18 protein-coding genes, 1 pseudogene and 2 CRISPR repeat arrays are annotated in these 25,705 nt (G+C 70.8%); of the genes and pseudogenes, 11 read left to right on the forward strand and 8 right to left on the reverse strand.

Annotated elements, in window-relative coordinates; genetic code table 11:
- Window positions 1-102: 102 nt before the first annotated feature.
- The 4 genes from B079_RS0128910 to B079_RS0128925 all read right to left on the reverse strand — a co-directional run bounded on the left by B079_RS0128910 (window position 103) and on the right by B079_RS0128925 (window position 5,781).
- Window positions 103-2,457, reverse strand: a complete 2,355-nt coding sequence (locus B079_RS0128910; RefSeq protein WP_026249188.1) for a GH92 family glycosyl hydrolase — start codon at window positions 2,455-2,457, stop codon at window positions 103-105.
- A 125-nt stretch (window positions 2,458-2,582) separates the two neighbouring features.
- Complete coding sequence (gene glgC, locus B079_RS0128915) at window positions 2,583-3,803, reverse strand: glucose-1-phosphate adenylyltransferase (RefSeq protein WP_026249189.1); 1,221 nt, start codon at window positions 3,801-3,803, stop codon at window positions 2,583-2,585.
- Between the two features lie 52 nt (window positions 3,804-3,855).
- A complete protein-coding gene (gene glgA, locus B079_RS0128920) occupies window positions 3,856-5,007 on the reverse strand; it encodes a glycogen synthase (protein ID WP_037802249.1) in 1,152 nt (383 codons plus the stop codon).
- Between the two features lie 39 nt (window positions 5,008-5,046).
- The gene (locus B079_RS0128925; RefSeq protein ID WP_018549344.1) at window positions 5,047-5,781 is read right to left on the reverse strand and encodes a (2Fe-2S)-binding protein; all 735 of its coding nucleotides are present in this window, start codon (window positions 5,779-5,781) and stop codon (window positions 5,047-5,049) included.
- 259 nt (window positions 5,782-6,040) lie between these two features.
- Here B079_RS0128925 and B079_RS0128930 point away from each other — a divergent pair, with 259 nt between their 5' ends.
- Window positions 6,041-7,039, forward strand: coding sequence for a DMT family transporter (locus B079_RS0128930; RefSeq protein ID WP_018549345.1), 999 nt, complete (start codon window positions 6,041-6,043; stop codon window positions 7,037-7,039).
- A gap of 49 nt (window positions 7,040-7,088) precedes the next feature.
- On the opposite strand, the gene B079_RS0128935 is transcribed toward B079_RS0128930, so the two are convergent.
- Entirely contained in the window at window positions 7,089-8,333 is a 1,245-nt protein-coding gene (locus B079_RS0128935; RefSeq protein ID WP_018549346.1) for a transglycosylase family protein, read from the reverse strand.
- Window positions 8,334-8,664: 331 nt separating this feature from the next.
- On the opposite strand from B079_RS0128935, the gene gndA reads away from it, so the two are divergent.
- Entirely contained in the window at window positions 8,665-10,104 is a 1,440-nt protein-coding gene (gene gndA / locus B079_RS0128940) for an NADP-dependent phosphogluconate dehydrogenase (protein WP_018549347.1), read from the forward strand.
- A gap of 682 nt (window positions 10,105-10,786) precedes the next feature.
- Here the strand turns inward: gndA and panD are convergent.
- On the reverse strand, window positions 10,787-11,206 hold the full coding sequence (gene panD, locus B079_RS0128945) for an aspartate 1-decarboxylase (protein ID WP_018549348.1): 420 nt from the start codon (window positions 11,204-11,206) through the stop codon (window positions 10,787-10,789).
- Window positions 11,207-11,510: 304 nt separating this feature from the next.
- Here panD and B079_RS35630 point away from each other — a divergent pair.
- The 9 genes and pseudogenes from B079_RS35630 to cas2e all read left to right on the forward strand — a co-directional run.
- Window positions 11,511-11,652, forward strand: a pseudogene (locus B079_RS35630) (transposase); the annotation flags it as partial.
- A 69-nt stretch (window positions 11,653-11,721) separates the two neighbouring features.
- Window positions 11,722-12,420: direct repeats of the CRISPR family, unit length 28 nt; unit sequence GAGCAACCCCCGCGGTCGCGGGGACGAC.
- Window positions 12,421-12,561: 141 nt separating this feature from the next.
- Window positions 12,562-15,453, forward strand: coding sequence for a CRISPR-associated helicase Cas3' (cas3, locus tag B079_RS0128950; RefSeq protein ID WP_234016894.1), 2,892 nt, complete (start codon window positions 12,562-12,564; stop codon window positions 15,451-15,453).
- A 318-nt stretch (window positions 15,454-15,771) separates the two neighbouring features.
- Entirely contained in the window at window positions 15,772-17,451 is a 1,680-nt protein-coding gene (casA, locus tag B079_RS0128955; RefSeq protein WP_026249191.1) for a type I-E CRISPR-associated protein Cse1/CasA, read from the forward strand.
- A complete protein-coding gene (casB, locus tag B079_RS0128960; RefSeq protein WP_026249192.1) occupies window positions 17,448-18,644 on the forward strand; it encodes a type I-E CRISPR-associated protein Cse2/CasB in 1,197 nt (398 codons plus the stop codon). Before casA ends, casB begins: the two co-directional genes overlap by 4 nt.
- Before the next feature lie 135 nt (window positions 18,645-18,779).
- Window positions 18,780-19,964: a type I-E CRISPR-associated protein Cas7/Cse4/CasC gene (cas7e, locus tag B079_RS0128965; protein WP_018549352.1), complete on the forward strand. Its 1,185-nt coding sequence runs from the start codon at window positions 18,780-18,782 to the stop codon at window positions 19,962-19,964.
- Window positions 19,961-20,740: a type I-E CRISPR-associated protein Cas5/CasD gene (gene cas5e, locus B079_RS0128970; protein WP_018549353.1), complete on the forward strand. Its 780-nt coding sequence runs from the start codon at window positions 19,961-19,963 to the stop codon at window positions 20,738-20,740. The genes cas7e and cas5e overlap by 4 nt, the downstream gene beginning before the upstream one ends.
- A 4-nt stretch (window positions 20,741-20,744) precedes the next feature.
- Window positions 20,745-21,542, forward strand: a complete 798-nt coding sequence (gene cas6e / locus B079_RS0128975; protein ID WP_018549354.1) for a type I-E CRISPR-associated protein Cas6/Cse3/CasE — start codon at window positions 20,745-20,747, stop codon at window positions 21,540-21,542.
- Window positions 21,535-22,533 (forward strand): type I-E CRISPR-associated endonuclease Cas1e, encoded by a 999-nt coding sequence (gene cas1e / locus B079_RS0128980; RefSeq protein WP_018549355.1) that lies wholly within the window; start codon window positions 21,535-21,537, stop codon window positions 22,531-22,533. Before cas6e ends, cas1e begins: the two co-directional genes overlap by 8 nt.
- On the forward strand, window positions 22,530-22,844 hold the full coding sequence (cas2e, locus tag B079_RS0128985) for a type I-E CRISPR-associated endoribonuclease Cas2e (RefSeq protein WP_018549356.1): 315 nt from the start codon (window positions 22,530-22,532) through the stop codon (window positions 22,842-22,844). The genes cas1e and cas2e overlap by 4 nt, the downstream gene beginning before the upstream one ends.
- 44 nt (window positions 22,845-22,888) lie before the next feature.
- A CRISPR array of direct repeats spans window positions 22,889-24,502; the repeat unit is 28 nt; unit sequence GTCGTCCCCGCGCTCGCGGGGGTTGCTC.
- Between the two features lie 380 nt (window positions 24,503-24,882).
- Here cas2e and B079_RS34425 read toward each other — a convergent pair.
- Window positions 24,883-25,332 carry a tyrosine-type recombinase/integrase gene (locus B079_RS34425; protein WP_158685061.1) on the reverse strand — a complete coding sequence of 150 codons (450 nt, stop codon included), beginning with the start codon at window positions 25,330-25,332 and terminating at the stop codon, window positions 24,883-24,885.
- Complete coding sequence (locus tag B079_RS34430) at window positions 25,329-25,559, reverse strand: hypothetical protein (protein WP_018549358.1); 231 nt, start codon at window positions 25,557-25,559, stop codon at window positions 25,329-25,331. The genes B079_RS34425 and B079_RS34430 overlap by 4 nt, the downstream gene beginning before the upstream one ends.
- Window positions 25,560-25,705 lie beyond the last annotated feature (146 nt).

Below are 25,705 nucleotides of genomic sequence, written 5' to 3' on the forward strand. Positions count from 1 at the left end.
TCCCCGAACCTTGATTACGGTCAAGTGCGATCACGTTACGCTCAGTTAACAGCAGATAAAGTCCCGCCCTCGAAGACGGGGCGGACTCCTCAGATCGTGAGGTCATCTCAGTACCGGGGGTGCCGCGCCCGGTGTCGTGCCCCACTCGGACGGGCGCGGGCCGACCGTGAACGCGAGCGTGCGCAGGGAACGCAGGGCGCTCGTCGACAGCCAGGTCCGCCCGTGCGCGGTGCCGTCCGTGCGGACGCCCTGGATGTACCGGGCGTCCGCCGAGGTGCCCGGCGCGGTGACGGTCAAGGCGCCCGTCGGCCAGTAACGGCGGTCTAGGGTGAGGTCGACCCGGTCGAAGACGGGGGTGGACAGGCCCCAGGTGTCGTAGCCGGGCTGGACCGGGAAGATCCCGATCGAGGAGAGCACCATCCAGGCGGACATCGTGCCGAGGTCGTCGTTGCCGGTCATGCCGGTCGGGGTGGGGGTGAAGAGGGTCAGCGCGGCGTGCACCACGTCGGTGGTCTTCCAGGGCTGCCCGGTGGAGAGATAGGTGTAGGGGGCGATCAGGTCGGTCTCGTTCTGCGGGTTGTACGTGGTGGCGTTGTAGTAGTCGTACGGGTCGCCGTGCACCCACACCCGGCGGGCGGTGCCCTCGGGGTCCGCGAGCAGCCGGTCGTAGGCGAAGAAGGAGTCCAGGCGCTTCCCGGCCGCCTCCGGGCCGCCGATCAGGCCGATCATGCCGGGCAGGTCCTGGGGCACGAGCCACTGGTACTGCCAGGCGGTGCCCTCGTGGAAGCCGGTCCCCCGGGCCGGGTCGGCAGGACCGGTGAAGGCGCCGGAGGCGTCGCGGGCCCGGAAGAAGCCGGTCGACGGGTCGAAGACGTTGCGGTAGTTGCGGGCACGGGCGGCATAGCGGGCCGCGTCCTCCGAGTGGCCGAGACCGCGTGCCATCTGGGCGAGCATGGCGTCGGCGAGGGCGTACTCCAGGGTCGCGGAGGCGCCGAAGTGGTAGTCGGAGTCGCCCATCTTGGCGTAGGGGCGGCCCTGGACGTACGGCGCGAAGCCCTGCGCCAGATACTCCTGGTTGGCCTCGCGGCCGACGCCCGGATAGGCGGCCGGGGGCACGCCGTCGGCGTTCTTCCGCAGCGCCCGGTACGCCCGCTCCTCGAAGCCCTTCAGCAGGCCCATCTGATAGGCGGTGGTGAGGAACGGGGTGACCGGGTCGCCGGTCATGATGTTCGTCTCGACCGTGCCGTAGCCCCACTTGGGCAGCCAGCCGCCGTCCTCGTCGATCCGCACCACCGAGCGCGCCATGTCACGCGCCTCGCGCGGGGCGAGGAGGGCGAGGAGCTGGGCCTGGGTGCGGTACGTGTCCCACAGGGACCAGTTCTGGTAGTAGGTGAAGCCGTCGGCGTGGTGGGGTTTCTGGTCCCAGCCGGTGTAGCGGCCGTCGGCGTCGCTGCCGATGTTCGGCGCCAGGAACGAGCGGTAGAGGGAGGAGTAGAAGGTGCGGCGCAGGCTGTCCTCGCCGCCGCCGACCCGGACGGTGCCGAGCCGCCGCTCCCAGTCCGCGCGGGCCCGCTCGCGCACCGCGTCGAAGGAACGGCCGCCCTCCGCACGGAGGTTGAGGGCCGCGCCGCGCGCGTCCACGTACGACAGCGCGGTGGTCGCCTCCACGGTGCGGTCCCTGGTGGTGTCGAACCGTACGTACGCCCCGCCGGTCCCCGTCTTCGCGCCGTCGGTGACCGTGGAGCCGGTCCAGGTGCCGTGGGCGATGAAGGGGCGGCTGAAGCGGGTGATCGTGTAGACGGAGTACGGCCCGGTGTCGCGGCAGAAGCCGTGGCCGCCGATCCGGGTCCGGACGGTGCGGTCGTCCAGGATCTCGACCTCGCTGCCGCCCGGCTTGTGCAGCGACTGGGCCGCGTTGAGCAGGACGTTGGCCTTGGTGGTGGCCGGGAAGGTGTAGCGCTGGACGCCGGTGCGGGCGGTCGCGGTCAGCTCGGCGCGGATGCCGGAGTCCAGACCGACGCGGTAGTAGCCGGGGCTCGCCGCCTCGTCGGCGTGGCGGAACCCGGCGGCGTAGCGGGCGTGGTCGGTGGTGGTGACGTCGCCGGTGGTGGGCAGGACGGGCAGGTCGCCGCCGATCGGGCAGCCGACGCCGGAGAGATGGACCAGCGAGAAGCCCCGGATACGGCTCTGCCCGTAGTCGTAGCCGGTGCGGTGGCCGGTGTCCGGGGAGAGCTGGACCATGCCGAAGGGCACGGTGGCGCCGGGGAAGGTGTTGCCCTCGTTCTGGCTCCCGATGAAGGGGTCGACCAGGTCGGTGAGGGGGCCGTCGGCCCGCGCCGCGCCCGTGGCGGGACGGGTGGCGGCGCCCGCGGCCGGGCTCGTGGTGGGGTTCGCGACCAGCGCGGACGCTGCCAGCACTCCGGCCAGGCACAGCCGGGTGCGCCGGGTCCGTCTCATGGATGGCCTCTCGGGGTTCGACGTCGTTGCCTGCATCGTGCGGGTCGGACGACGTGAACCCGGGCATCCCGGGCGGAATGTGTCGGCGCGTCGCGGAACGGCGTCGCCTGGAGCGCGGGTCAGCCTCAGGTCACCAGCTGTCCCTTCCCCAGCGCGATGACCCCGCCCTTCGAGACGGTGTACAGCTCGGCGTCCCGCTCCGGGTTGACCCCGATGGTCGCGCCCGGCGGGACCTCCACGTTCTTGTCCAGTACGGCGCCCCGCACCACCGCGCCCCTCCCGACGCGCACGTTGTCGTGCAGCACCGAGCCCTGGACGACCGCGCCCGGGTCGATCCGCACCCCCGGCGACAGCACCGAGCGGGTGACCTGTCCCTTGATCAGGCAGCCCGCGCTGATGATGGACTCGCTCGCGATGCCGCCCGCGTTGAAGCGGGCCGGGGAGAGCTGGCCCGAGTGGGTGTAGATGGGCCACTGGCGGTTGTAGAGGTTGAACGCCGGGCGCTCGGCGATCAGGTCCATGTGGGCGTCGTAGTAGGCGTCGAGCGTGCCCACGTCGCGCCAGTAGCCCTGGTCGCGGCTGGTCTCGCCGGGCACGTGGTTGTCGCCGAAGTCGTAGAGCTGGGCCTCGCCCCGGCCGGTGAGCTGGGGCAGGATCGAGCCGCCCATGTCGTGCACGGACTCCTCGTCCTCCGCGTCCCGCTGCAGCGCCTCGATGAGGACCTTGGTGGTGAAGACGTAGTTGCCCATCGAGGCGAACACCGAGGCGGGGTCGTCGGCCAGGCCCGGCGGGTCGGCGGGCTTCTCCTGGAAGCGCTGGACCGTACGGCCGTCCGAGCCCGGGGTGATCACGCCGAAGGACGAGGACTCAGCCCGGGGCACCCGGATACCGGCCACCGTGACGCCCGCGCCGCCCTCGATGTGCTGCCGGAGCATCTGGCGCGGGTCCATGCGGTAGACGTGGTCGGCGCCGAACACCGCGACGTACTCGGGCTGTTCGTCGTGGACCAGGTTGAGCGACTGCAGGAGCGCGTCGGCGCTGCCCAGGTACCAGCGCGGGCCGAGCCGCTGCTGCGCCGGGACCGGGGTGACGTAGTTGCCGAGCAGGCTGGACATCCGCCAGGTGGTGGTGACGTGCCGGTCCAGCGAGTGCGACTTGTACTGGGTGAGCACGCAGATGCGCAGCACGTCGGCGTTGACCAGGTTGGACAGCACGAAGTCGACCAGCCGGTAGGTGCCGCCGAAGGTGACCGCGGGTTTGGCGCGGTCCGTGGTGAGCGGCATCAGCCGCTTGCCCTCCCCGCCCGCCAGCACGATCCCGAGTACCGAAGGTCCCCCTCGCCGCATGGCCACTCCCCTCACCGTGGATGAACCCATGGATGCCCCCGCGCCGGGGGGGCTAAGCCTGCGCGAGGATCTCCTCGTACAGCGCCGCCGTGCGCCGGGCCACCGCGTCCCAGCCGAACTCCGTGGTCGCGCGCGTCCGTCCGGCCTCGCCCATGCGGGCGCCCGCCGCCGGATCGGCGAGCACGGCGTCCAGGGCGCGGGCGAGGTTCGTCTCGAACTCCCCGTCCACGTCGACCAGGAGGCCCGTGCGTCCGTCGTCGACGACCTCCGGGATGCCGCCGGTCCGGGAGGCGACCACGGGGGTGCCGCAGGCCATCGCCTCCAGGTTGACGATGCCCAGCGGCTCGTAGACGGACGGGCACACGAACACGGCCGCGTGGGTGAGGAGTTGGATGACCTCCGCGCGCGGCAGCATCTGCGGGATCCACAGCACACCCGCGCGCTCCGCGCTCACCTCCTGGTACAGCTCGCGGAACTCCCGGTCGATGTCCGGGGTGTCGGGCGCGCCCGCGCAGAGCACGACCTGTACGTCGGGGTCGATCTGCCTGATGGCGCGCAGCAGTTGGGGCACGCCCTTCTGACGGGTGATCCGGCCGACGAAGAGGACGTAGGGCCGCTCGGGATCGACTCCGTTGCGGACCAGGGCTTCTGTGCCCGGGTCGGGGCGGTACAGGGCGGTGTCGATGCCGTTGTGGATCACGTGGACGCGGGCGGGGTCGAGCGCCGGGTAGCAGGCGAGGATGTCGTCGCGCATAGCGCCGGATACGGCGATCACCGCGTCCGCCGCCTCGATCGCGGTGCGCTCGGCCCAGCCCGACAGGGCGTAGCCGCCGCCCAGTTGCTCGGCCTTCCAGGGGCGCAGCGGCTCCAGCGAGTGCGCGGTCACCACGTGCGGGACGCCGTACAGCAGCTTGGCGAGGTGACCCGCGAGGTTGGCGTACCAGGTGTGCGAGTGGACCAGGTCGCGGCCCTCCAGGGCGGCGGTCATGGCGAGGTCCACGGAGAAGGTGCGCAGCGCGTCGTTGGCGTCGTCCAGGGCGGCCCAGGGGCGGTGGCGTACGACGCCGGTGCTGCGGCCCTCGCCCCAGCAGTGCACTTCGAGGTCGACCAGCCGGGACAACTCCCCGGCCAGGAACTCGACATGGACGCCCGCGCCGCCGTACACGTCCGGGGGGAACTCCCGGGTCAGCAGTCCCACTCGCACCGGACAACCCCCTGGATTCGGCGGCAGGTTCCCTCATGGTCACCCAGAAGCGGCGCGCGGGGAAGAGCCCGGTGGCCGTGTGAAGCAGCAGTCTCCGCAGACTCCGCCGCCGGGGACGCGGTAGTAGAGGCAGCAGCTGCGGCGGCGGAAGGCTCTCCCGGCGCGCGCTCCGGTGCCGTACAGCGGGGGCCGGGCGAAGAGGGCGTCGGTGAGGGCGGCGGCGCGTCCGGCCACGTCCCTGCGGCCGTTCGCCCGTGCCCAGTGGTCCAGTTGGCGGGCGGCTCCGGCGAGCGCGGAGGCCGCGTTGCCCCACAGGAGTCCGGACGCGACCCCGTAACGGGCCGTCAGGGTGTCTCCCAGGGGTGCGAGGTGGGCGCGCAGGACGGTGTCCGCGAGGGTGTCCGCGTCCCCGGGCAGCGGTCGTACGCCGGTGAGCCACAGGTCGTCGGGGGCGCTCGCGGTGGCGTCCCAGTGGAGCGGGGCCAGGTCGGGGACCTCGCCGTACAGCGCGGCGCAGGCCAGTGCGGGCGACCACAGCCGGGCGGCGAGGCCCTGCTGGGCGATGGAGGCGCGCACGCGGGGCTCGGTCACCCGGAGGCGGTCGCCGACCAGGGCGACGCGGGCGTCCAGGGCGTCGGGTTGAACGCCGGGGGCGGGCGTCCCGTACACCTCCGCGAGGAGCTGCCCGGGAGGGCGGGTGCCGTCCGGGAGCGTGCGCAGGGCGAAGAAGCCGCCGAGCGGGCGCAGTGCGGTGAGGTCGGGATCGAGGGCCACGTCCGCACTTGTATCAGGGCCCGAGCGGGACCTGCGCCAGGGTCGGAGCGGGGTCGGGCATCAGGGCGCAGTCAGGGCAGGGCGGACGAAGTCACCCGCCTCGGGGATGATCGGGAGGCTTCCGTACTCCATCGGCAGTAGGACGCATCGCGTGCTCAGGGACGACGACTTGGGGCGCGCGGGCGGGCAGAGTTGCGCCCATGGAAGCCGACCGCGCACCGCGCCGGGCCCTGCGGGCCCTTTGTCGAGGGAGCCGTAGATGAGCGCCCTCGCGCTGTCCGTCCTGCTGTCGTTCGTGTCCGCCGTGGCGTACGCGGGCGGCGCCCTCGCGCAGGAGCGGGTCGCGGTGTCCTGCCCGGACGCCCGGTTCCTGCCGCTGCGCCGGGCCGGCTGGTGGGCGGCGCTCGGGCTGAACGGGCTCGGCGCCGTGCTGCACGTCGTCGCGCTCGCCTACGGCCCGCTGAGCCTGGTCCAGCCGCTGGGCGCGCTGACCATCGTCTTCGCGCTGCCGATGGCGGTGCTGTTCGTGGGCCGTCCGACGGGGGCCGCCGCCTGGCGCGGGGCTGTCATGGCGACGGCGGGGCTCGCGGGGCTGCTCGCGCTGGTCGGCGCGGCCGAGGCGCACAACCTGGACCCGGCCCGGCGCATGGCCGTCGCGCTGGTGGCCGGTGGAGTGGTCGTGGCGCTGATGGTGGCGGGCCGGGCCGCGCACCGCAGTCCGGCGGTGCGCGGGGTGTTCCTCGCGGCGGGCGCCGGTACGGCCTTCGGCATGGGGTCGGTGTTCACGAAGACGGTCGCCGCGGACTGGAGCGTCAGGCCGGGCCTCGGGGACCTGTCCTCGCTGGTGCTGATCGGTGTGTTCTCGGCGGCGGGCGTGCTGCTCTCCCAGGCGGCCTACCGGGGTGGCGGCCTGGCCGCGCCGCTGGCCACGCTGACCGTGATCAACCCGGTGCTGGCGGCGGTGGTCGGCATCCTGATGTTCGGCGAGACGTTCCGCCACGGCACGACGGGCACGATGCTCGCGCTGGCGTGCGGGGTGGTGACGGCGGGCGGGCTGATCCTGCTGACGACGGAGCGGCCGGAATCGGACGCGGAGGTGCCCGCGGCGCGGACGGAACTGTCCGGGGCGCGCGCCAAGGGGCTGCCTCCGGTGGATTTTCCGCTGGACGCCGTCAAGGTGCTGCCCGGACCCCGGCGCGCGGAAGCACTCGTCCCGGACGTGGACGCCGTACACGGCCCTGAGGGACGCGCCGCCTGACCGTCGTACGGCGCGCCCGTGCGGCCCGGTCGCAACGGCCGGGCCGCGCTCAGAGTTTGACGCCGTGTGCCCTCAGGAAGGAGAGCGGGTCGACGTCCGTGCCGAAGCCGGGGCCGGTCCGCACCTCGAAGTGCAGATGCGGGCCCGTCACGTTGCCCGTCGCGCCGGAGCGGCCGACCCGCTGCCCCAGGGCCACGTTCTGCCCGGCGCGTACGGAGATCGCGGACAGGTGGGCGTACTGCGTGTACCGGCCGTCGGCGTGCCGGATGACCACCTGGTAGCCGTACGACCCGCCCCAGCCCGCCGCCACCACGTGCCCGGCACCGGCCGCCTTGACCGAGGTGCCGGTGGGCACCAGGAAGTCGACGCCCGTGTGGTAGCCCTTCGACCAGTGGGAGCCGCCCGCGTGGTACCCGGTGCCGATGGCGGCACTGACCGGGGCGGCGAACCCGCTGGTGGAGGCGGGGTGCGCGGCGGTCTTGTGCGTGGGGGCCTTGTGCTCGGGGGCCTTGGGCGCGGGGGTCTTGTGTTCCGGAGCGGCCTTCTTGCGGGCGGGCTTGCTCTCGGGGGTGGTCGTACGGGCCGCCGTCCCGGAGCCGGGCCGCAGGCTGAGCCGCTGTCCCGGCAGGATCAGGTCGGGATCGGAGCCGATGGCCGCCCGGTTGCCCGCGTACAGTCCGCGCCAGCCGCCGCGCACCTCGTGCTCGTCGGCGATGCCGGAGAGGGTGTCGCCGTGCACGACCGTGTACATCTCGGCGCGGCCCGCCCGGGACTGGGGGATGGTCTGCGGGCTGACGTCCTGCGCCTTCGCGCTCCGCGCGGGGCGGACGGCGGCGCTGTCGGTGTGCGGCGCGGCGGTGTGCTGAGGAGCCGTGTGCTGAGGGGCCGGAGCGGCCTCGGTGTGCGCGGGTGGCCCGCCCCGGGTGAGCCCCGCCCGGACCGAGCAGACGGGCCAGGCGCCCGGCCCCTGTCCGTTCAGGACCTTCTCGGCGACGGCGATCTGCTGCTCGCGGGTGGCCAGGTCGGCGCGGGGTGCGTAGCGGGTGCCGCCGTACGCCTCCCAGGTGGAGCGGGTGAACTGGAGCCCGCCGTAGAAGCCGTTGCCCGTGTTGATGCTCCAGTTGCCGCTGGACTCGCAGGCGGCGACCTTGTTCCAGGTGGAGGGCGCGGCCGCGTCGGCGGTGCCGGCGGCCACCAGCGGGATCGCGAGTCCGGCGCCTCCCGCCGTGACGGTGAGCGAGGCCCGGTTGATCCTGCTGGGCTGGTACCGGCGATGCCGGCCGCGTACGGCCATCTCCGCAATCCCCTCGACATGTGTCAGGAGGGGCAAAAGTAAGGGCGGGGCACAGGCCGTGACAAGAGGGGAATCCGGCCGAAGTCGGTGGCCGATTCGCCCCTTGCGTCTGGATTCCTGATGGGGTGAAAGAAGCCGCCTGTCAGGGCACGGCGAGGCTGTCGGCAGCGGATTTCGCCTACGCTCCCGTGAACTGAGCCGAGGGGCGCCTCCCGTCCGTAAACATGCGTGGCGGGCCGGATGTGCGCTCGCCGGGGCGGCGCGACAGGATGGGCCGCGAGGCCCGCACGACGGAGCCGCACATGACGATGGCAGCTAGGGAGCAGGCGATATGAGCAGTTCAGCGCAGATCGGCGTCACCGGCCTCGCGGTCATGGGCCGCAATCTCGCCCGGAACTTCGCGCGCAACGGCTACACGGTCGCCGTGCACAACCGCACGGCGTCGAAGACGCGCGAGCTGGTCGAGGAGTTCGGCGGCGAGGGCGAGTTCGTCCCGGCCGAGACCGCGAAGGAGTTCGTGGAGGCCCTGGAGCGCCCGCGCCGCCTGGTCATCATGGTGAAGGCCGGTGAGCCGACGGACGCGGTGATCGAGGAGTTCGCGCCGCTCCTGGAGCCCGGCGACATGATCATCGACGGGGGCAACGCGCACTTCGCGGACACCCGGCGCCGGGAGCGGGAGCTGCGCGAGCAGGGCATCCACTTCGTCGGCACGGGCATCTCCGGCGGCGAGGAGGGCGCGCTGAATGGCCCGAGCATCATGCCGGGCGGCTCGGTGGAGTCGTACGACTCGCTCGGCCCGATGCTGGAGAAGATCTCCGCGAAGGCGGACGACGGCGCCCCCTGTGTGACGCATGTGGGCCCCGACGGCGCCGGGCACTTCGTGAAGATGGTGCACAACGGCATCGAGTACGCCGACATGCAGCTGATCGGTGAGGCGTACCAGCTCCTTCGCGACGTCGCCGGGTACTCCCCCGCCGAGATCGCGGACATCTTCCGCACCTGGAACCGGGGCCGCCTGGACTCCTACCTGATCGAGATCACCGCCGAGGTGCTGTCCCACGTGGACGCGGAGACCGGCAAGCCGTTCGTGGACGTGGTGGTCGACCAGGCCGAGCAGAAGGGCACCGGCCGCTGGACGGTCCAGATCGCGCTCGACCTCGGCGTGCCGGTGTCCGGCATCGCGGAGGCGGTCTTCGCGCGGTCGTTGTCGGGCCACGCGGCGCTGCGGGAGGCTTCGCGGGACCTGGCGGGACCGAAGCCGACGCCGCTGAGCAAGGAGGAGGCCGCCGCCTTCGCGGACAAGGTCGAGCAGGCGCTGTACGCCTCCAAGATCGTCTCGTACACCCAGGGCTTCCACGAGATCGCGGCGGGCAGCGCGGAGTACGACTGGGACATCGACCTCGGTGAGGTCGCCTCGATCTGGCGCGGCGGCTGCATCATCCGCGCGGCCTTCCTCGACCGCATCCGTGCCGCGTACGACGCCCGCCCGGACCTGCCGAGCCTCCTGTCGGACGAGACCTTCGCCCGCGAGATCGCCGAGGCCCAGGACGACTGGCGCGAGGTCCTGATCGCCGCCACCCGCCAGGGCGTCCCGGCCCCCGGCTTCGCGGCGGCCCTCGCGTACTACGACGCACTGCGCGCGGACCGGCTGCCCGCGGCGCTGACGCAGGGGCAGCGGGACTACTTCGGCGCGCACACGTATCGGCGGGTCGACAAGGACGGCTCGTTCCACACGCTGTGGGGCGGGGACCGGGCGGAGGTCCGGGCGTAGGTGACGCGGGAGGGGCGGGGCGGCGGGATCTGCTGAGGCCGCGTCGCCCCTCCGGGTTCGGTACGGGCTCGGGGTCCGGCGGCACGGGGTCCGGCGGCACGGGAGACGGGCACGGTCCCGGCGGCACGGGGACGGCGGCGGGACCGACTGGAACCGTTGCCGGGGCCCTCGCCCCCTCCGGGATGAACGCGAGCCGGGTCGCACCTGACTCCTCACTCCTCCGGCGTCAGCGGCGGTCCCGGCTCCGGGTTCGGCATGGGCTCGGGGCCCGGCGGAACGGGAGACGGGGACGGCCCGGGCGGCACGGGAGACGGCGGCGGAACCGGCTCGGGACTCGGCGGCACCGGCGGCACCGGGGACGGCGGAGTCGGCGGCGGGCCGGGCGGCACCGGAGGCGGCGGGGTCGGCTCAGGACCTGGCGGTACCGGGGACGGCGGGCTGGGCTCAGGACCTGGCGGTACCGGAGGCGGTGTCGGACCCGGTCCCGGCGGTGTCGGCCCGGGGCCCGGCTCCGGAGGCGGCACCGGGCTCGGGTACGGGTCCGGCGGCGTGGGCCCCGGACCGGGCGGCGGGGCCGGAGGTGCGGGGTCGGGGTTCGGCTGGGTCATGACTGTCCTCCGAGCGGTCCCCGGACCTGGTGACCCGGGACCACCCCCCGACTACCCGACCACCCCGCACTCACTCACGCCGATACGGCCTGCGGACTCCGCTCCTGGTCGGACCCCGGCACCGGCTCGGAGGGGTCGGCCCCGAGCGCGACGATCCGGTTCTCCCCATCCACGTGCACGACCTTCGGCTTCAGCGCCCGCGCCTCGGCATCGTCGACCTGCGCGTAGCTGATCAGAATCACCAGGTCCCCGGGGTGCACCAGATGCGCGGCGGCCCCGTTGATCCCGATGACCCCGGACCCCCGCTCCCCCTCGATGACGTACGTCTCCAGCCGTGCCCCATTGGTGATGTCCACGATGTGCACCAGCTCCCCGGGCAGCAGATCAGCGGCATCCAACAGCTCGGCATCGATCGTCACCGATCCCACATAGTGCAGGTCGGCCTGGGTGACGGTGGCGCGGTGGATCTTCGACTTGAACATCGTGCGCAGCATTCTTGACTCCTGAAAGACGGCTCCCTGCCTGCTTTCTGCAGGTCAAGGGCGGCGTTCACTGTACTCAACATATCTTCGACTCGAAGACTTTCCAGAACGTCGTGCGTCGTAGCGCGCAGGCTCCCCACCTGCATGATCTGTGAGCAGCAAGCTGCCGCGAAGCCTGCAACCGGGAGCATCTACGGAAGACTGCCTCGGTCCAATGCTGACCGGATGCTGACTTACCTGGTGAGTTGTCAGGTAGGTCGAGGGGGCCAGAGCAAGTTGCTAAAACCATGTCCTACGTGGTGAGGCGTGGAGTTGGATTGTTCCGGATGGGTTGTGGGAGATCGCGAAGCCGTTGATCCCGCCGTCACGGGTGCGGCCACAGGGCGGCGTAACCCGGACACACTGATGAAACGCTGTTCGCGGCGATCATCTACGTGCTGGTCAGCGGTTGCGCCTGGCATTAACCTCGCACCCCCTGCAGACGCGGGGACGACGAGACGGCGGCGCCGACGAGACCGGTGGCGGCGGAGCAACCCCCGCGGTCGCGGGGACGACCCGCACCCTGGGGTCCGTCTCCCATCCGGTGGTGAGCAACCCCCGCGGTCGCGGGGACGACACGCCGGGCTGCTTGGTAACGGCCTCCACGATCGAGCAACCCCCGCGGTCGCGGGGACGACCGCGGCGGCGTCAGGTACGCCTCGACCATCTCCGAGCAACCCCCGCGGTCGCGGGGACGACCTTATCCCCCTTTTTCAAGCACGGCAGGCTCCCGAGCAACCCCCGCGGTCGCGGGGACGACCCCTCCTCCTGCCGGATGTACAGCCAGTGCCACGAGCAACCCCCGCGGTCGCGGGGACGACGAGCTCGTCGGCGCGGGCCGCGACCCGCTGTGCGAGCAACCCCCGCGGTCGCGGGGACGACGGTGCGGGGCGAGCCCCGGCAGCCAGGTGTGTTGAGCAACCCCCGCGGTCGCGGGGACGACACGGTTCCGCGTTCGAAACCGAGTTTTCCACGGGAGCAACCCCCGCGGTCGCGGGGACGACGACATAGAGCTCGTAGAACACGCGGACGTTCGGGAGCAACCCCCGCGGTCGCGGGGACGACGGCATCGCCAACTACCTTGCCGTCAGCGAGCCCGAGCAACCCCCGCGGTCGCGGGGACGACATTTTGACCTTGAGACCAAGCAACACGAGTTGCGAGCAACCCCCGCGGTCGCGGGGACGACACTTGCTGAACTGCGGTGATGGTAGCAAGGCCGCCTGTTTTCATTCACCTGTGTGAGGCTGCGAGGCGTCTCCTCCTGGATTGTCAGACCCGGCGTCTATGGTGCTGGGCAGTTTGGAACGGGGCTGGTTGGGGGCCGGTGATGGATGAGCGTTCTCTTGTGGACCTGATGCGGTCGATGGGGGTATCGGACGAGACCGTTGCTCGGGTGTCTCGGTTGTGGGGGAAGTCGGCAGCGCTCAATGGGGGGCGAACGCATCTGCTGCTGGGACATCTACTGGACACGGCGGCGGTCGCGGCCCTGATGTGGGATGGGTACCTGTCGCCGTCGTTGCGGCGGCGTCTGGACGAGATCAGCCGCGGCCGGGGGCGGGCGTGGTTCATGTGGGTGTGCGGGATTCATGACTGCGGTAAGGCGTGTCCCGCCTTCCAGGGGCTGGATGAGGCAGAGGCCGCTCCCGTGCGCGCCACCGGACTGACCTGGGGCAGGCTCCCGGCCGGGAAACCCAGGAAGTGGCGACATGACGTGGCTGGTGGCGCACTACTGCGGGCCCGGATGCGTCGGGAGTGGGCTGATGACGAGGCGGCCGGTTGGGTGTGGCCGTTGGTCGCGGGCCACCACGGTGCCTTCCCTTCTGCGAGCGGGCTGCGAGTGCCGTATCCGGATGCGCTGGGGCGCGGAGCAGGGTGGGCCGAGACTCAACAAGCCGTGGTTGATGTGTTCACACGGGCTGTCGGCTTTGACGCTTTTGCTGAAGTGAAACCTGCTGCAGCGCTACGGAAAGCAGAGCAGTTGGCGTTGTCGGGGCTGATCGTGATGGCGGACTGGATCGCCAGCGACAGCGCGTCCTTCCCTGGTCTGGCCGATGCTCGGGAGATCTCGCCCGCCGGCGCGATGCGCCGGGCTGAACTGGCATGGAGCAAGCTTGGGTTCACGCCCGGGTGGGGGCATCTGGTGATGCCGGACCGTGCGCTCGCACCGTTGGAGGACCGTTTGGGGGTCTCTCCACGTGCGTCACAGTGGGAGCTGGTGGAGCGGGCTTGGTCGATGCCGGTTCCGGGGCTGTTGGTGGCTGAGGCCCCGATGGGTGAGGGCAAGACCAAGGCAGCGTTTGCCGCAGCAGAGATTCTGGCGGCTCGTTTCGGCTTGAATGGCGTGTTCGTGGCGATGCCGACGCAGGCAACGAGCGATCCGATGTATGGGCAAGTGCTGGAGTGGGTGCGCTCGTTCGATCCGGCTCTGGAGTCGCAGGTGGCGCTCCTGCATGGCAAACGGGGCTTCAACCGTCGGTGGGTGGAGATTTGGTGGGAGGGCCGACCGGATACGGCCGATCAGCCCGATGGCTCGGTGTGGGACGACTTCGGAGCCATCGACGAGGACGAGGACTTCGGCTGGCAGCCCGGCACCAAAGCGCAGGAGGACGCCGAGCGAGCGGGGCCGCCCGTGTGGTTCCTGGGCAACAAGCGCGGGCTGCTGACACCGTTCGCTGTGGGCACCGTCGATCACCTGCTGTACGCGGCGACGCGTACACGGCATGTGATGCTGCGGTTCGCGGGCCTGACGGGCAAGGTCGTGATCGTGGACGAGGTCCATGCGGCCGATGTCTACATGCGGCAGTTCCTGCTGGAGGCGTTGCGGTGGCTGGGACAGGCGGGTGTGCCGGTGGTCCTGTTGTCGGCCACGCTGCCGCCGGCGCAGCGGCAGGCGTTCGTCGATGCCTACCTGTCAGGGGTGCTGGGAAAGGCTGATACCGAGGAGCCAGTGCCGACGCCGGCCGGTTATCCCTGCGTGACGTCGGCGTCCGCCGTGGACGGCCGCCCGGTCGTGGAAAGTTCCCGCACGCCGACTCCGGCCTGGCGCAACCCGGTGGACACGCAGATCGAATGGCTTGCCGACTCGGACAAGGAGGGCGCAGCCGTCGCGTCGGCGGCTCGTGAAGCGGTCCGGGACGGTGGTGTCGTCCTGGTGGTGGTCAATCAGGTGGACCGAGCCCAGGCCATCTACAGAGAGTTGGCCAAAACGCAGTTCGACGGGCAGCTTCACTTGCTGCACGGACGTCTGAGTACCGGTCACCGCGCAGAGCGGACGGAGCGGTGTCTGCGGCTGATGGGGCCGCAGGCCGGTGACGATCGGCCGGAGCGGATGGTGGTAGTGGCCACGCAGCTTGCCGAGCAGTCCTTCGACGTCGATGCCGATCTGCTGATCACGGATCTCGCCCCGGTGGACCTGCTGCTGCAGCGAATCGGCAGACTGCACCGGCACGTCGGCACCCGTCGGCCCGCCTCGCATTCGGCGCCGCGGGTCCTGGTGACCGGGGTGAGCCCTGGACCCGAGGGAGGGCGTCCTCGGTTCCTGCCGACGTCCGAAACGATCTACGGTCGTTGGTCGTTGCTGCGGGCGGCTGCTCTGGTGGCAGAGGCTGCGGGGCCGCTCGATCCCGAAGCCGGGGATGGGCACCGAGGCTCAGGAGTGTGGTCCATCCCGGCGGTTGTGCCGGACCTGGTGGCACGGGCGTACGGGGAGGCTCCGGTCTGCCCGGAGGGCTGGGACGAGGAAGCCGCGTTCCGCACCTGGCAGGCGAAGGAAGAGCAACGCCGCGAGCGGGCCCGGGAGTTTGTGCTGACGCGGCCCCGCGAGTGGGGGACGACGACCCTGGAGGGTCTGCACTACGCGGGTAGCCGCATGAAGTCCGAGGAGGACCTCAATGCCGTTGTCCGTGACGGCGACAGCGGCGTCGAGGTCGTGCTGGTATGCCGTGGGCCGGCGGGCTTCACGGCGCTGGACGGCACCCGGCTCGGCATGCACGGCGAGGTCGTGGTCGATGACGTGGTCGAGCGGCTGCTGGCCGGATCTGTCCGGCTTCCGGCCGCGCTTTCGAATGACGGCCGAGCCCTGAAGCCGCTGTCCGGTTGGGCAGCGCACCCCTGGCTGCGCTACGCGCGCGCACTGGTCCTGGAGGAGGGATACGCACAACTGGGCAAGTCCCGGCTCTCCTACCACCAGGAGCTGGGACTTGAAGAGGAGCGGGGATGACGAGAACGCCGACTGGACCTTGATCCCACCCCCGCGGCCGCAGGGACAACGTCAAGCACCGAACAGGAACACCCCAACCTGAGTCGGGACCAGGTACAGCACAAGGCGCGAGGATATGCGCTGCGAGCTCTACTGCGCAGACCTTTCAAGAGATTTCCACAGATTATCCAGATCCGCTTGTAAGCAACGAACGTTCCATGCAGGCTTGGTCGAACCAAGAAGTGACGCCCAACCAGGCTTCACGGAGGGCGAGTTGCGTGCGTCCACTTGCGATCTCTGGGGAGAGACCGGACGGCACGCCAAGGGGAGGGGAAGAACGTGGAGCGTCATGAGGATGACCTGGTCCGACTAAGTTGGCTTTCCGCCGTCGGGCTGGAGGGCGAGCGCCTCGGCGTGGGCATTCTGGATGCCCTGACCGGCTCGCACACGATCCGACGATTCGATCTGCCGGTGCCGACGATGCTCCCCGCCGTGCTGCGGCAACTCCTGCTGCCCGTCATGTGGGATGCGCTGGGGCTGCCGAGGTCGCGCACCCAGTGGGCCGAGCGGATGGCACGAGGAGCCTTCAGCGACGCGGAGAAGGAAAAGATCTCCGACTATCTCGAGTCGCGTTACGCGGACCGGTTCCGGATCTTCTCGGAACGGCCGTTCGCCCAGGTCGCGGGACTGACCGCGCTCAACGGGCGGACGAAGACATCGGCCCTGCTCGTGCCATCGACGGCGTCGGGGAACAACGTGCCGCTGTTCAGCGCACTGAGCGAGGCCGACCACCTTGATCTCTCCCCCGCCCACGCCGTGCTGTGGCTGCTGCACGCACACTGCTGGGACACAGCGGCGATCAAGACGGGCGCCGTGGGTGACGAGCAGGCGAAGAGTGGAAAGACAACCGGCAACCCGACCGGCCCTCTGGGGCAGTTCGGGGTGATCGCCCCAACCGGCAGCACCCTGTACGAGACGCTGCTGCTGAACACACCGTACTGGCCCGACGGTCTGCCCGACAACGACCGGCCGCAATGGGCCTGGGACGAGCGTCCGGCCTCGTCGGGGGCGAAGTCACCGGCGACGCCCTCGTGGTCGGTACGTCCCGCCGCGGGGCTGCTCGACCTGTGCACGTTCCAGTCACGCCGTATCCGGCTCGTCCCGACCCGCACGGAGCAGGGCGTGAGAGTGCGGCAGGTCGTCGTCTGCGCCGGTGACCGGCTCACGACGTGGTCGGAGTACGAACTGCACACCGCCTGGAATCACACCGCCAAACCCAAGGCAGGACAGCCCGCACGCCGGCCCCGCCGCCATACCTCGGGACGTGCGGCGTGGCAGGGTCTGGGGGCCCTGCTGTCCCTGTCGGTCCCGGCGGAGGGCGACGGCCCATACACCTCCGCGCTGCTGCGCCAGATCAGCGATCTGCAAGCCGACGAGTGTCTACCGCCGGGTTTTCCCCTCGGGGTGGAGACCTGCGGCCTCGAGTACGGCAACCAGTCCGCCGTGGTGGAGAACGCCATCGCCGACAGTTTGCCGCTTCCCGTCGCCTCCCTCCTCGCCGACGACGACTGGCTGCGCCGGGCTGTTCTGGAGTGCGTCGATCAGGCAGACCGTGTGGCGAAGGCGCTGGACTCCCTGCTCAGCGATCTACGACGCGCCGCCGGCGGGGCGCCCCTGCCCCGGGACAAGGGCGAAAGGCCCTCGGCCCGGCTCCTGCATACCGTCGACGACCGGATGCGGCGTCTGCTGGCCGGGCTGCGGACCATCGGTGACGACTACGACATGCTGGAGCAGGCCCAGCAAGCCTGGGAGATCACGCTGCACCGCGCCGCCCGCCAGGAGGCGGACGCATTGATGGCCGCCGTTCCGCCGCGGGCTGTCATCGGACGCACCGAGAAGATCAACGGCAAGGAGGTTGTGTTCCGCAGCGGCAAGGCGGCCGGTGCCTTCTACGCCAGGCTCAACGAGATCCTCCCCCGCGTCAGCGAAACGGCAGCCCTGGGGGGAGAAACCGCATGACTCAAACATCCCTCGGACCCGGCACCCACCGCCGCCCCTACTACTGGGAGGAAGCCACCGCAGAGTGGCACGAACCCCGCAAAGCGTCGCAAGGCACAGGGGTACCGGCCCCGGCGCGGCACCTGCGCGCGCTGCGCGAGGGCCTGGGAGCCGAACCGGGCACTGTGGCGGGGATGCGTTACCTGCACCGAGTGGAACTCACCGACGCGGCGCGCGGCAGCGATCGTCTGCCCCGCTCCTACCAGGCCGAACATGCGGCGCTCACGCTCTTCGGTCTCCACCAGCAAGGTGCGCCCCAACCCGTCCACCACCCCGGACTGGGACTGGGAACAGCCTGCCGGGCCCTGCGCGCACACCAGGGCACCCAGACGTCGGCGCCTACTCAACACCGAGCAGAGCGGCAGGCGGACGGGCCGGAAACACGCCGGCTCACGGCCGCCGCGACGGCCGTGGACCTCGACGAACTGGTGCACCATGTCCGCGCCTTGGTCCCGCTGCTGCGCCAGGCCGGAATCGGCCTGGACTACACGCGGCTTCACCGTGACCTGTGCGACTGGCTCACCCCTCGCCACGGGCGGGTCCTGCGCGCCTGGGGTCTGCAGTTCACCGACCCGGCGGACGCCAACGGGCAGAGCATCCCTGGTGCGAAGAAAGTCCAGCCCGGCTACTGGGACGGCTTCGACCCGGCTGGCGCGGACGCGGGAGCCGATCTGGCTGTCCTGCGCTCCGGGCTGGGCGAGGAAGCCGGGACCGTTCCGGCCATGTGGGGCTTCTACCGCACCACGATGGGCAGCGACCTACGGGTCCGCGGCGCCCTCACCCGGGACCTGATCGCCGAACACGCCGCGCTCTCGCTGTTCGGCCTCCACCAGCAGGGCCGCCGACAGTCCGTGCACACGCCCGGGATCAACCCCGGCACCGCCTGCCGACTCCTCCTCGCACAGGGCGACGGCGTCAGCCAGGCAGCGCTGGAGGAGCGGCTCGGCATTCTGCTCACCTCCGCGGACGCGGGTGAACTCGCGCACCATCTGCGCAGCCTGGTGCACCTTCTGCGCAAGGCCGGAATCGGTCTCGACTACGACCTGCTGCGCCGTGCCCTGCGCAACTGGGACGACCCGCAACGGCCCGATGCACAGCCTGGGCTGCGCAGCACTTGGGATCGCGACTTCCACCGCAAAGACCCCACCGCCTGACACCGGCACCGCACATCCATTCACGCCACCCGGCACAGCCCCCGCCACGGCACCGGCGTCCCCGACATCCGGTGCGCAGGCGCGTGGCCGGCCGTCCGCTTCCCCTGTGGCGCTCATCTTCGAAGGAGCCGCACCATGACCGAGCCCACCCTGTTCGTCGAGGTCCACATCCTGCAGAGCCTCCCGCCGTCGAACATCAACCGCGACGACTCCGGCACGCCCAAGCAGGCCGTCTACGGCGGGGCCCGGCGCGCCCGGGTGTCGTCACAGGCGTGGAAGCGCGCCACCCGGATCGAGTTCGCCAAGGGCGAGGCGCCCGCCGACCGAGCCACCCGCACCAAGCGGATCGCCGCCCTGCTCTCCCAGCGCCTGGCCGCACCGGCCGCCGACGGCGGTGCCGGGCTCGAGACGGCACAGGCGGACCGGCTGGCCGGCGCCCTGCTGGAACCCCTGGGCATCAAGAAGTCCTCCAAGAAGGAAGAACAGTCCGCCTACCTGCTGTTCTTCGGCAAGCGACAGCTCGACTCCCTCATCGCCCTCCTCGGCGACCGGGCCGCAGAACTCGCCGCCCTCGCCGACAAGGAGCTCGAGGCCGAGATCAAGCAGCTCGACGTCGTCTCCGCCCTGTCCACCGGGCACCCTGCGGAGGTCGCCCTGTTCGGCCGCATGGTCGCCGACCTGAAGGAACTCAACGTCGACGCCGCCGTCCAGGTCGCCCACGCCCTGTCCACTCACGCCGTCAGGACCGAATTCGACTACTACACAGCCGTCGACGACGAGAACACCGACGACACCGGCGCCGGGATGATCGGCACCGTGGAGTTCAACTCCTCCACTCTCTACCGTTACGCCGTCCTGGGCGTGCACCAGCTGCGCGACAATCTCACCTCCGCCGACGCCGCCCGTCAGGCTGCCGTCCGGTTCGTCGACGCCTTCACCCGGTCCATGCCCACCGGCCACCAGAACTCCTTCGCCCACCGCACCCTGCCCCAGCTGGTCCTGATCACCGTCCGCACCGACCAGCCGGTCAACCTCGTCTCCGCCTTCGAAGAGCCCGTCACCGGCCAGCAGGGCCTGGCCGGCGACTCCGCCGTGGCCTTGGCCGAGGAACTGCGGTCCGTCGCCGCCACCTGGGGCAACGCCCCCACGCAGAGGCTCGCCACCTACGCCCTGAACCCGGACAAGCTCGAGGCGAGCTTCGGCCCCTCCATGCCCTTCCCGGCCCTCCTCGACACGCTTGGCGAACTGGTCGGCACCTGGCTCGACCAGGGCACCGTCCCCACCCAGCGCACCAACACCGTGGAAGCCGCGCAGCGATGAACGACCGAGCCGTCCTCCTGCTGCGGCTGGCCGCTCCCCTGCAGTCCTGGGGTGGCGCCTCCCTCTACAACCGACGCGACACCCGCGCCCAGCCCACCAAGTCCGGCATTCTCGGTCTGCTTGCCGCGGCTCAAGGACGCCCGCGCGAAGCGGGCCTGACCGATCTGCTCGGCCTGCGCCTGGGCGTCCGGGTCGACCAGCCCGGCACCCTGCTGCGCGACTACCACACCGCCAGTGACCACCGTGGCCTGCTCCTGCCCTCCGCCGAGGTCGATGCCAAGGGCGTGCAGAAGCGGAACAGTGCGAAGAAGTACACCGGGGTCACCCAACGCTCCTACCTGCAGGACGCGGTCTTCACCGCCGCCCTGGAGGGCCCCGCCTCCCTGCTCGAAGACCTCGAGACGGCCGTCAGGAACCCGGTCTTCCCGCTGTCCCTGGGCCGTCGCTCGTGTCCCCCGACCGGCCCGGTCAGCCTCGGCCTGGTCCCGGCCACCGACCTGCCCTCCGCACTGCAGGAAGTGCCCTGGCAGGCAGCCGCGCACCACCGCGCCCGCATCCGCACACCGACCGTGACACTCGAAGCCACCGTCGAAGATCCCGCCGGCGACATCAGCATCTCCGACGTCCCCGACACCTACGACCTCAAAGCCGGCACCGTCTTCAGCGACCGCACCGTCCGCCACCTGTGGATCACACTGCCCACCGGTCACAAGCCCACCGGCACCGCGGACGCCGCCGACCCCGGCCACGACCCCTTCGCACTCCTGGGCTGGTGACCCCATGCCATACCTGTCGAAAATCGCGCTCAACCCACGCCGCCGCCACGCCGTCGCGCTGCTCGCCAACCCCCACCGCTTGCACGCGGCCGTCCTGAGCGGCCTAGCCGTACAGCCCGTCGCCGAACGCGTCCTGTGGCGGCTGGACACGAGCACCGCGCACCGCGCCGAAGTCCTCGTCCTCACCGACAGCCGACCCTCCTGGCACCACCTCGTGGAGGAGGCCGGCTGGCCCGACGCCGACGGCGGCCAGCCGCTCATCGCCGACTACACCCCCCTGCTCCAGCGCCTCGCACTCGGCAAGGAGTTCGCCTTCCGGCTCACCGCCAACCCGGTCCAGCACGTGCAGAACCCGGAGAAGCCCAGCACCGAGCAGACCGAACGCCTCAAGAAGGCGAGCGACCGCCCCGGCAAACGCCGCGGCATCCGCGTCGCTCACCGCACCGCCGCCCATCAACTCGCCTGGCTCCTCGCACGAACAGAACGCCACGGCTTCGCCATCCCCTCCACCACCACCGCACCAGGCATCAACCTCGGCACCACCCACGAAGACAGCTCCGACACGGCACCCCCGGCTGAGACACCGGCCGTCTCCATCACCGCCCGCGAGACCCTCCGCTTCCGCAAAACCCCCCACGGCGCCCAGGTCACCCTGTCCACCGCCACCTTCCAGGGGCGCCTTCGCGTCACCGACACCGGCGCCCTCCGCGCCGCCCTGCTCAACGGCATCGGCCCTGCCAAGGGATACGGCCAAGGACTCCTGACCCTCGCCCCACTCCCGGACGAGACGCACCATGGCTGAACCCTGGTGGCGCACCGGCCCACAAGACGTCCATCGCATCGAAGACCGCGTCTCCAGTCTCTACGTCGAACGCTGCCACATCGACCGGGACGACAACGCCATCGTCCTGATCAACAAGGCGCGCATCGTCCACGTCCCCGCCGCCTACCTCGCCGTCCTTCTGATCGGCCCGGGCAGCCGTATCACCCATGCAGCCGTCACCCTGCTCGCCGACTCCGCCACCTCCGTGTGCTGGGTCGGCGAGCACGGTGTACGCCTCTACGCCTCCGGCCTCAGCACCGCCAGGGGCTCCCGACTCCAACTCCGCCAGGCATGGCTCGTCACCCGGCCCAAAGAACGCGTCACGGTGGCCCGCCGCATGTACGACCTGCGGTTCCCTGGTGAGAACACCACTGGCCTGACCCTTCAGCAGCTACGAGGCAGAGAAGGCAGCCGCGTCCGCAAGCTTTACGCAGAGCACTCCGCACGCACGGGCGTGCCCTGGACCAAGCGCGACTACAAACCCGGCGACGCATTCGCCGCCGGCGACGACGTCAACCGCGTGCTCTCCGCCGCCAACTCAGCCCTGTACGGCATCTGCCACGCCGTCATCACCGGCATCGGCACCAGCCCCGCCCTCGGCTTCGTCCACACCGGCTCCGCTCTCTCGTTCGTCCTGGACATCGCCGACCTCTACAAAGCCGAGCACACCATCCCACTCGCCTTCGACCTCACCGCCAACGGACTCACCTCCGAACGAGACGCCCGCACAGCCCTGCGGGACACCGTCGTCCAGCACAAACTCCTCCCCCGCATCGTCAACGACATCAAGAACCTCCTCGTCCCGGATAACCCCGACCTACTCGACGAGGAGATCCACGGCCTCTGGAACGAGGACAACACCGTTGCCAGCGGCGGCCGTAACTGGTCCGACCCCTTCGCAACAGACACCCACCTCGACGTCGTGCCGCCCACGGACAACCCGGGCAACACTCCCGGGGCCGACAGATGAGCGCGGGGACCACCGTCGTCATCCTCATTGCCGCACCCCCGGGCCTGCGCGGCCACCTCACTCGCTGGTTCGTCGAAGCCGCTCCCGGCATCTACGTCGGAACCCCCAACCCCCGCATCCGCGACCGCCTCTGGACGCTCCTCGCCCAACGCATCGACAACGGGCAGGCCACCATGATCGAACCAGCCCCCACCGAGCAGGGCTGGTCGGTGAGAACAGCCGGCCACGACCGCTGGACACCGGTCGACTTCGACGGCCTCACCCTCATGGGCCGCCCACGCAACAACGGTACGCGCACCGAATCCAAGTAAATGAAAACGCACCACTAACTCGACAAACCACCAGGTCAAGAAGTGTCGTCCCCGCGCTCGCGGGGGTTGCTCGTTCGTCCTGCCGAAGACCGGGGTGCCCGGCCAGTCGTCCCCGCGCTCGCGGGGGTTGCTCGGCTACAACGGCCGAATGCGAACCGCAGGCGGAGTCGTCCCCGCGCTCGCGGGGGTTGCTCGGGAGTCTCGTCGTCGATCATGAGGGGGACCTTGTCGTCCCCGCGCTCGCGGGGGTTGCTCCTCGTACTCGATGGGGGCAGGCGTGGTGAGCCGGGTCGTCCCCGCGCTCGCGGGGGTTGCTCGGCCGGTGGCGACGGGCACCCGCCAGTCCATCTGTCGTCCCCGCGCTCGCGGGGGTTGCTCCGTGACCTCCGGCGTCTCCTCGTCGTCCGGGTCGTCGTCCCCGCGCTCGCGGGGGTTGCTCCTTCGCCGTCTCGGGTTGGGGGGCGCACTGTCAGTCGTCCCCGCGCTCGCGGGGGTTGCTCGCGCGCGCGGGACGCGATCCAGTCCAAGTCCATGTCGTCCCCGCGCTCGCGGGGGTTGCTCGGTGGCCAGTGGGCCAGCGCATCGCGGGCACTGGTCGTCCCCGCGCTCGCGGGGGTTGCTCCGGCGACCCGATGATGCAGATGGTCGTCACCATGTCGTCCCCGCGCTCGCGGGGGTTGCTCGCACGGGCACGGTGTCCCGGCCCGCGGCCGGGTGTCGTCCCCGCGCTCGCGGGGGTTGCTCGTCCCTGCCACGCAGTAGGTTCCCTGGCCTCCTGTCGTCCCCGCGCTCGCGGGGGTTGCTCGCCACTTGGCGGTGCGGCCCGGCGCGTGCCTGAGTCGTCCCCGCGCTCGCGGGGGTTGCTCACGACACCGCCGCTCGTGGCTACCGGTTCGGGTCGTCCCCGCGCTCGCGGGGGTTGCTCGACCACATCGGCCGCTTCCTCGAGGACTGCTGCGTCGTCCCCGCGCTCGCGGGGGTTGCTCCAGCGGCGAGGAGGGGCCCCGGAAGGGGGTGCGGTCGTCCCCGCGCTCGCGGGGGTTGCTCCGGGCGGTCACCAGCGCGTCGAGGAGGGCCAGGGTCGTCCCCGCGCTCGCGGGGGTTGCTCCTCCCCCTACTCCAACTGGATTTCGGTGTGGTTGTCGTCCCCGCGCTCGCGGGGGTTGCTCCTGCCGGCCAGGGCAGGGGTGATGGACGTGGCCGTCGTCCCCGCGCTCGCGGGGGGTTGCTCCCCGGCCTTCTACCGCCCGGCGCACGGCACGATGTCGTCCCCGCGCTCGCGGGGGTTGCTCGACGTTGCCGATCGCGCAGACCACCGCCGGGGCGTCGTCCCCGCGCTCGCGGGGGTTGCTCCAGCCACGCCAGTGCGCACAGGTCGGACGTGGCGTCGTCCCCGCGCTCGCGGGGGTTGCTCCCCTACGGCAGCCGTACCGAGGCCGCCGCCCACGTCGTCCCCGCGCTCGCGGGGGTTGCTCGCCGATGATGGCCGACCTGCGCGAGTCCGGCGCGTCGTCCCCGCGCTCGCGGGGGTTGCTCCTGGCTGCCGTCCGTGTCCGCCCGGCACGCAGGGTCGTCCCCGCGCTCGCGGGGGTTGCTCCCGCACTCCCTGTCCCTCGCCCGGGTGCCGGGCGTCGTCCCCGCGCTCGCGGGGGTTGCTCGAGCAGCTTGTGCGCCTCCTTGATCGCGGGAAGGTCGTCCCTGTGCTCGCGGGGGGGTGCTTGGACCCCAAGGCGCTGCTCCCCTTGGGATTTGGGTTGCCCTGGCGTCCGCAGGGTTTACTCAGCGTTTCGCGAGCGGTAGGCCATGTTTAGCTGCCGCCAGACGCTCTGAGGCAGTGAGTCCCCTTCGTTGGCACTGAGTCCTCGAGAGGTAGATCCTCTCCCCCGGGTGGTTTGACCAAATCAGTCGAGACCAAGATCCGGACCGTACACGGGCCAACATTCCACCTATCACTGGCCCAGCCCTCGTTTCCCTGGCCGCTGAATCGCACAAGCCGTACCACCAGCAAACGAAAAACCTGCCGTCAGCCGTAGTCCCTTCAGGCGGCTTCCCACAGACCGGCATCCAGGATGCGGGCGGCCTTGATGATGCTGTCCGGCATCAGATGCCGGTACGTGCGATAGGTCTCCTCGATCGACTTGTGGCCCATCCACTCCGCCACATCGGTGATCGGTATGCCGTTCCCGAGCGCGTTCGGGGCGAAATAGTGACGGAAGCCGTACGTTCCGACACCATCCTCCGCTGGAGGTCCTTGAAGAGCCTCTGCACACGCCGGCGTTCCATCGGCTCCGTGTAGTACCCGCTCAGACCGCGCAGGAGATAACCCTCCTTCGTGGTGCCGCTCCATCGCTTCCTTCACGGAGCGCGGCAGAGGGACCTCCCGGAACTCCCCTGCCTTGCGGTGCTTCAGCTTCGCCGGCTTGTGCGTGTTGGAGTGGATCTGCTCGTGCACCCGATAGACGTCGTCCGCCACCACATTGATGTTCACCGCCCGGGTTTCCCCGTCCGCAAACCGCAGCCCACCATCATGACGATCTCAAGCGCGAGATATTCGTCAGCGACAGTCAGCGCCTTCTTGGCATAGGCGAGCGATGGGATGACCACCTTCTCGCGAACGTACTCCGGTTCCTGGAATTCCTTCACAGGATCATCCGCCATGGCGCCCTTACCGTATGCGTCCTGGAGGATCGCCTTGAGGACACGGAAGATGTTCACCTGGTTTCCCGCGCCCCACACCGTCCGTCTCCAACTCGTCCAAGAAGCGCTCAACCACGATAGGAATGATGTGCACGTTGATGGAGCCGTCCACGTGCCATCCCGTCGAGTACTCCGCCATCTCGCGCTGATGAGGCCGCCACTGC

The sequence above is a fragment of the Streptomyces sp. LaPpAH-108 genome (assembly GCF_000373625.1).
Classification (GTDB): domain Bacteria; phylum Actinomycetota; class Actinomycetes; order Streptomycetales; family Streptomycetaceae; genus Streptomyces.